Source organism: Brachyspira pulli, assembly GCF_036997785.1.
GTDB lineage: Bacteria > Spirochaetota > Brachyspiria > Brachyspirales > Brachyspiraceae > Brachyspira > Brachyspira pulli.
In genome coordinates, this window is the sequence record NZ_JAWLQI010000099.1 from 1 (window position 1) to 6,744 (window position 6,744).

Genomic DNA, 6,744 nt, shown 5'->3' on the forward strand with positions numbered 1-6,744 from the left:
ATGAGCCAACAAATTTAAAAAAATCTAAAAATAATTAAACTTTCTTCTCCTTGAATGTTAATAACTTATCTCTATAATACTCATACTGTTTTTTACGCATTTCAATTTCAGCAGGCAACCCTGAACTAATGTCATTACATAAAGCGTCAAAACGATCTAATATCTTAACTATACGCTCCTGCTCCTCCAAAGGCGGTACTGGTATAATAATATCACTTATGTCCTGCACATTTGAATGTACAACTTTACTTTTTACTTTACCTTTACTTTTTTGAATTTGAGCATTAGTAGTTGATAAAACATATCCCATATATTTAGGATTTTGATCATGTTTTAATACTACTATGTCACCACCAGCTAAACATTTATCATTACCTATATACACGCATGATTTTGATATATCTTTAACACTTTCTCCAGTTATAGCAAAAAGTACATCTCCATATTCAAAATATTTCCCATTTTTTATATTTTCTTCTATAGTGTGTGAAAAACATCTGTCAAACCATATATTGTATTTAGTATATATTTCTCCATATCTTACACAAGGTATACCTTTTTCAGTTACTTCATCTTTTTTTATACCTGTACCACGATATATATCAATTGCAATATCACCTAATTTTTTTAATGGTACATTATCTCCAAAAGTAAGAAGTTTATCCCTATAATACTCATACTGTTTTTTTCTGAGTGTTAATTCTTCATTAAGGCAATCCTGATATCCTGTAAAAGTGTCTAATATACGCACTATCTCTTTTTGTACTTCTATTGGAGGGAGTGGAATATTAATCCAATTCCAACGATTATAATCAAATCTAAATCTTGCCCCTTCTTCTTTTAGTGAATCTATTTTATTTATTATTTTAGGTGATTTAATAAAATATTCAAAATATTTCACATCTACTAGAGATTTATTTATTGAAAAAACCACATACATAGGACTGACTAAACCTGAAATTTTATTTTTTAATCTACCAATAGAACCAATATTTAATCTAGAAGGGTTATATGCAAACATATCTTGTTTTAAAATAGTATAGTTTGAAGTGTCATCACTATGAATACTATTATCATGATAATCTTCAGATCTTACTATTCCTTTCATATTACTAACAACATATACTTGTTTTATATTTAAATCATCTTTACCTTTTTCTTTAACACGTTCCATTAAACTACCAATAGGTACATATTCCACGCTGTCGGGACAGTATTTTTTTATTAAATCTTCAAAATTACTCATCTTCTTTTAACTCTACTTTTTTAGAAGCTTCAATTAATTCTTCCTTATTTTTTATATTATCCAATATTCCAGTTATTAATCTATAAAAAGCATCAAATTTTTCAATAGCAGTATTTTCATCATATTCTCCATGTATTATATCACTAAGTTTTCTAAATAAATCATATCTATTTTTTGAAAATTCTACAGGTATTATATTACATTTTTCATCAACTTCTTTAAGTAAATCTTTGAAAATTTTCTTTTTATTTTTCCCATTTTTAGTTGTAAAATCAATGCTTATTCCTGACTTAACTGCAATTTCTTCTGTAATTAATTCAAATAGTTTTCGTAAATATATAATAGAACCAGCACCTAAATTGGCATTAAATGCTATATTTGCCATTTCTAGTTTATCTGTATATTCTCCATATATATTATCAATTAATTTAACATTATCAAATTTATTTATATATTTTTTTAATATTCTTACTTTTGGTAAATTATCAGTTATACTATTCTCTATCTCTATTAAGAAAATAACAACAATAAAAGTATTACATTTATCAAATAACATACAATTTATATTAGCTTTTTTTTCATCTATGTATATACAATCTGCTTCATATCTAGAATAAAAAGTTCTATATTCATCACATTTTTCACAAAAAAAGTTTAATGCTACAGTACCAATGTCTATTTTTTTGGATTTACCCATTTTAGATTTTTTATATCCAAAAAAATTATCAACTGGTATAAACTCTGATGATACTTTTTTTGATAATACGTCTGATAATCTCATTAATTATATATTATTCCTCTATTTCTTTGATGATTTTATCTATTTCTTTGCGTAGTTTATCTTCCTTCAATACTATTTCTTCAATTTCTTTATTCAATACTTTTATATCTACTTTTTCCCTTGTGTCTTTCTGCTCTACATAAGTGGATACTGATAAATTATAGTCCTGTGCTTCTATCTCTTCCTTTTTAGCTAAATAGCATTTATGTTTTTTAGTTTCTCTTTTTGTAAAATAAGATAAAATATCTTGTATATTCTTATCGCTTAATTTGTTATTATTAGTTGCCTTTTCATAATCTTCGCTTGCATCTATAAATAAAGTTTTGCCGTCTATCTTTGATTTTGATAATACCATTATACAAGTGGCTATTGATGTGCCGTAAAATAAATTGTCAGGAAGCTGTATAATGCATTCTATAAAATTATTGTCTATTAAATATTTTCTTATTTTCTGTTCTGCTCCGCCTCTGTACATAATGCCGGGGAAACATACTATTGCCGCAAGTGCTGCAGTATCAAGCCAAGAAAGAGAATGAAGAATAAATGCAAAGTCTGCTTTTGATTTCGGTGCCAATATTCCGGCAGGAGCATAACGCGGATCATTTATTAAAAGGCTATTGTCTTCGCCTGCCCATTTTATAGAGTAGGGAGGATTTGAAACTATTGCATCAAAAGGTTCATCATCTACATGTTTTGGATCTGTTAAAGTATCTCCATGAGATATATCGAATTTCTCATAACCTATATCATGCAGAAACATATTTATTCTGCATAGGTTGTATGTGGTGATATTTATTTCCTGTCCGAAATAAAATATTTTTCTTTCTTCATCATTTAATATTTTTTTGAATTTTAAAAGTAATGAACCGCTTCCGCATGCAGGGTCGTATACTCTTCTAATTTCGCTTTTTCCGGTAACGGTAATTCTTGTAAGAAGTTCAGAAACCTCCTGAGGCGTAAAAAACTCTCCTCCGCTTTTGCCTGCATTTGATGCATACATACCCATCAAATATTCATAAGCATCACCGAATGCATCGATTGAATGATCTTTAAAATCTCCAAGTTCTATATCAGCAATACCGTTTATAAGTTTTATTAATCTTTCATTTCTTTTCAATACTGTAGGGCCTAATTTGTTGCTGTTTACATCTATATCATCAAAAAGACCTTCAATTTTTTTATCGCTTCTTGTTCCTTTAGCTGAGTTTTCTATATCTTTAAATATTTTCTGAAGTCTTTCGTTTAGATTATGTTTATCTTTGCTGTCTTCTTTATTGATTTGATTATTAGCTTCTTTTCTTATATTTTCAAAAAGTTCGCTAGGATATATAAAAAATCCTTGTTCTGTTATAATATCAGTTTTTACATCTTCAACATCTTCATCTTTTAAATCTGCATAATTAAATTCTTTGTTTCCAGAGTCCCATTCATTTTGATTTATATAGTTTGCTAAATGTTCAGAAATATATCTGTAAAACAGCATTCCAAGTACATACTGTTTAAAATCCCAACCGTCAACGCTTCCTCTTAAGTCGTCCGCTATTTTCCATATTTTGCTGTGAAGTTCATCGCGTTGTATTATGCTTTTATTATCTGCCATTTCTTACTCCAAACTATATAAATTTGTATTATTTTAACATATAATATTATTTTCTCAACATTTTATATATTTTATTGAATTATAATTAATTTTTTAACATAAATTTACATAAATAGTAATTAAAGATATTAATAAAATAAACTTATACATTGAGCATAACAATATAAAAATTATGTAAACTTCTTATAAATAGGAATTAAATATGAATTTATGAATAAATACAAAACATTAATAAAAAATAATTAGTATTTGCTGATGAAATAAAACTTGATTGTTTTGATACAAGCTCATTATATAATAGAAGATTGGAAAGAAAATTTTTCATGCTTCAAAATAAATAGCATACTATAATAATAAAATCATTTTTAGAAATAATCAAAAATAAAATTCTTTTTAAATATAGAAAAATTATACAATATATATTATACTATAAATCCGTATTATAATTATGTAAACTTATTATGAGGAGAAATTGATGAAGAAATATAAGCCTGAAACAAAACAAGAATTAGAACAATTAGTATATACTGACGGAATAAAACTCTATGATGTAGATACAAGTCTTATTACAGATATGAGCGAACTTTTTCATAACAGCACCAGAAAAGATTTTGAAGGCATAGAAGATTGGGACGTTTCTAATGTTGAGGATATGTCCTATATGTTTGCACATATGAGTTATGATAGTTATGAAAACCGTTCTAAAGCTAAGTTTAATCATAATCTTAATAATTGGAATGTATCAAAAGTTAAGCATATGAGTTTCATGTTTTATTATTGTCAGGATTTTAATCAGCCTTTAGATAAATGGGACGTTTCTAATGTTCAGGATACGTTTAGAATGTTTGATAATTGTAAAAAATTCAATCAGCCTTTAAACAGCTGGAATGTATCCAATGTCACAAATATGAGCGGTATGTTTCAGGTAGCAGAAAGTTTCAATCAGCCTTTAGACAAGTGGGACGTTTCAAAGGTTACAACTATGAGAGCTATGTTTAATTATGCTAAAGCATTTAATCAAGATATAAGTAATTGGAATGTTAGTAAAGTTGAAGATATGGCTTATATGTTTAGTATATGCGTTAATTTTAATCATGCTCTTAATGATTGGGACGTATCTAAAGTAAAAACTATGGAAGGTATGTTTAGAAATGCTTTCAAATTCAATCAGCCTCTTGATAAATGGAATACTTCAAAGGTTGAAAATATGAATCAGATGTTTAATGAGGCTTTAAAATTTAATCAGCCTTTAAATAGCTGGAATGTTTCCAATGTAAAAACTATGGAAGCTATGTTTCGAGGTACCGAATCTTTTAATCAGCCTTTGGATAAATGGGATACAAAAAAATTAAAAACAATGTTTGGAATGTTTGACTTTGCCGAAGGTTATAATAGTTTTGACTCATTAGCAAACTGGGATTTAAATAAAGTATTAGAAATGAGTAATTTATGTTTTAAAAGGTATGAAGAACTGCCTTTAAGAATCAAAGCGTATCTTCAGGCGTTTTATGGTTCTTATAAAGATTATTTAACTGTTACAAAAGATAATGTCAAAGAAATATATGATTTAATATCAAAAGACACAAATAAAAAAGTTTTGTCATTTAAAAAGAGATTAGAAAGCGAGTTTAGCGAAGAACTTTCATCTGTTACAGATAATTATAATTTCAAAACTATAGAAGAAGCGGAAAAGTATGTTGAAGATAATTATAATAAAAAAGATGATAAGAAAGTTAGCTTTATCAATGATTATAAGGTTTTGATAAAAGATAAATCAAGAGAAGTTGCAAATAAAGTTTTAAAATATATATATTTGGAATATTTGCTCCTTAAAAGAGATGTTAAAAGATTATTGCAGATTGATAATATAGTTAATTTACTTGATAAAGAATCGTTTATAAAGTTTATTAAAAATGTTTATGATGAAAATAACAAAGAAACAGCTGCTTTTATTTATGGTATATACGGAGGAGATGAGGCAGTAAAAAATATATATAAGAAAGAAAAAGATACAAAACTTTCGCTTTTAATAATTAAATTAAATATGCAAAGTAAATATGCTCTTAGATTATTATATGAAATATATTCAAATACAAAAAAATCTGAAGTCAGTTATGAAGCAGATAAATTAATTGATGAAGTGATGGAAAAAATGGATATTAGTTATAATGAATTCCAATTAAGATATTCATCTGATTTCGGATTTAATTCTCAAGGTGAAAAAGTATTGAATGAAGATTATAAATTAATTTTGAATAGTGATTATTCTTTGAGTCTTTTTGATATGAAAAATAATAAAGAATTAAAAAAGATTCCTCAAAACTTTGATGAAGATTTAAAAGAAGAAGTAACAAAATTAAGAAAAGAAATTCCTTCCTTTATGAAAAATACTTCTTCTCTTTTAGCTGTTTTATTAGCAAGCGGTGATAAATACAGTTATGATTTATTCAAAGAGATTTTTATTGATAATGCTATGATGAATAGATTTGCTTTATCTTTGGTATGGAATCTATATGACAAAGATAATAATTTTGTAACTACTTTCAGATATTCAGGCGACGGAAGTTATTCAAACTGTGAAGATGAAGAAGTAAAAATCGATGATAATAGTTTTGTAAGTTTGGCAAGTCCTGTAGAAATGGATGATGAAACTATAGATAAATGGAGAAAACAGCTTGAAGATTATGAGATAGCACAGCCATTACAGCAATTAACCATTATAAAATTAGATAAAGATAATTTGAAAAGCGAATTAGAAAAAATAGATAATTCAGAAATAGCTTATGGTACTTTCAAGGCTTTCGGTGCAAGATATGGAATGTATACTGAGTATGTAGGCTATGATGTTGTTTCAAGTTATTCATTAAAATCAAAGAACGGAGACACTTTTACTATAGATGCTGATGTTAATTCAAAAACTGATTTTCATGACAGAGTAAAAATTGATATTAATTTTGATAATGAAAATGGTGAGGAAGTAAGTAAAAGATTTATTTATACTTTATTAGTATTAATGATTTGGGATTTTAGATTGACAGATTTATTTTAATTTTTGATATTTTATAGAGTAGGCATCATGTTTTGTGCCTGCTCTATAAATAATAAATACACATAATT

General features: G+C 26.6%; 4 protein-coding genes. 1 reads left to right on the forward strand and 3 read right to left on the reverse strand.

The window, feature by feature from the left end; genetic code table 11:
* Window positions 1–34: 34 nt before the first annotated feature.
* The 3 genes from R4K56_RS14150 to R4K56_RS14160 are packed head-to-tail and all read right to left on the reverse strand — an operon-like array spanning window position 35 to window position 3,627.
* Window positions 35–1,246, reverse strand: coding sequence for a restriction endonuclease subunit S (locus R4K56_RS14150; RefSeq protein ID WP_335773168.1), 1,212 nt, complete (start codon window positions 1,244–1,246; stop codon window positions 35–37).
* Window positions 1,239–2,027 (reverse strand): hypothetical protein, encoded by a 789-nt coding sequence (locus R4K56_RS14155; protein ID WP_335773169.1) that lies wholly within the window; start codon window positions 2,025–2,027, stop codon window positions 1,239–1,241. Before R4K56_RS14155 ends, R4K56_RS14150 begins: the two co-directional genes overlap by 8 nt.
* Before the next feature lie 10 nt (window positions 2,028–2,037).
* Window positions 2,038–3,627 carry a type I restriction-modification system subunit M gene (locus R4K56_RS14160; protein ID WP_335773170.1) on the reverse strand — a complete coding sequence of 530 codons (1,590 nt, stop codon included), beginning with the start codon at window positions 3,625–3,627 and terminating at the stop codon, window positions 2,038–2,040.
* A gap of 475 nt (window positions 3,628–4,102) precedes the next feature.
* On the opposite strand from R4K56_RS14160, the gene R4K56_RS14165 reads away from it, so the two are divergent.
* Window positions 4,103–6,676: a BspA family leucine-rich repeat surface protein gene (locus R4K56_RS14165; RefSeq protein WP_335786925.1), complete on the forward strand. Its 2,574-nt coding sequence runs from the start codon at window positions 4,103–4,105 to the stop codon at window positions 6,674–6,676.
* Window positions 6,677–6,744 lie beyond the last annotated feature (68 nt).